Below are 1092 nucleotides of genomic sequence, written 5' to 3' on the forward strand. Positions count from 1 at the left end.
CGATCTTCAATCAGAATGTCGGCGCGGTCTCCACGACCAGGGTCTACAGCCGGTATGTGACCGCGGTGAGTGGCGCGATCCTGGTGGTGCTGGGGTTGGTGCCTCGCATCGGCGAGGTCGTCTCGGTGATTCCGAAGCCGGTGGTCGGCGGCGTGGGACTGGTGTTGTTCGCGACGGTCGCCGTCGTCGGTGTGAGCACACTGCTCAAAGCCGATCTGACGGACCGGGTCAACGCCACCGTCGCCGCCACCGCGATCGGTATCGGACTGCTGCCGGTGTTCACCAAGGGCATGTTCGACAAGTTCCCCACGTCCGCGCAGATCCTGCTGGACAGCGGCGTCACTCTCGGCGCGGCCACCGCGTTCCTGCTGAACCTGGTCTTCAACCACACCCCCCTCGGCGCGCTGGCCCGCGCCGCGATCGTCGAACCGGCCGATACGGCAGAACCCGCCACCGCAGACGAACCGACGAAGACCACCACCCCGAACCCCGCCGTCGCCATCTGATCGAGCCAAAACCACACCACGGCACCGCCATGACCACACTCCCAGCCCCGCACATCCCGACCTCGAGGAGGGATCGCCGACGAAGTCGGCGGTTCGCGCCCGTCCCGTCAGGGGCGCGAACTCGAGCGCGCCAGCGCTCCAATAGTTACTGTGCGGGGATGGAGATAGCAGGCAAGGTCGCGATCGTCACCGGCGCGGGCGCGGGTATCGGTGCCGCACTCGCCTATCGCCTCGTCGCCGGTGACGCGCGGGTCGTCGTCGCCGACCTCGACGGAGACAGCGCGGCGAAGGTGGCGGCCGACCTCGGCGACCACGCGATCGCGGTCGGTGGTGATGTGGCCGACGAGCAGGTCGTGGCCGAACTGATCGCGACCGCCGAGCGCGAATTCGGTCCGGTGGACTTGTATTTCGCGAACGCGGGCATCGGCGGCGGCCCCGGTCTCGACAGCACCGAGGCCCAGTGGGCGAACACCATCGAGGTGAACGTGATGGCCCACGTGCGGGCCGCGAAACTGCTCGTCCCCGGCTGGCTGGAGCGCGGCAGCGGCTATTTCGTCTCCACCGCGTCCGCCGCGGGTCTACTCAC

General features: G+C 68.4%; 2 protein-coding genes. Both read left to right on the plus strand.

Annotation, left to right across the window (positions count from 1 at the left end; translation table 11 throughout):
* Window positions 1–506 (plus strand): solute carrier family 23 protein (locus AB0F44_RS30290; RefSeq protein WP_357361086.1); only part of this gene is annotated, 506 nt, incomplete at its 5' end.
* A gap of 158 nt (window positions 507–664) precedes the next feature.
* Window positions 665–1092: SDR family NAD(P)-dependent oxidoreductase (locus tag AB0F44_RS30295; protein ID WP_357361087.1), on the plus strand; the 428-nt coding region annotated here is incomplete at its 3' end.

It is taken from the genome of Nocardioides sp. NPDC023903 (assembly GCF_040639295.1).
Lineage (GTDB): Bacteria > Actinomycetota > Actinomycetes > Propionibacteriales > Nocardioidaceae > Nocardioides.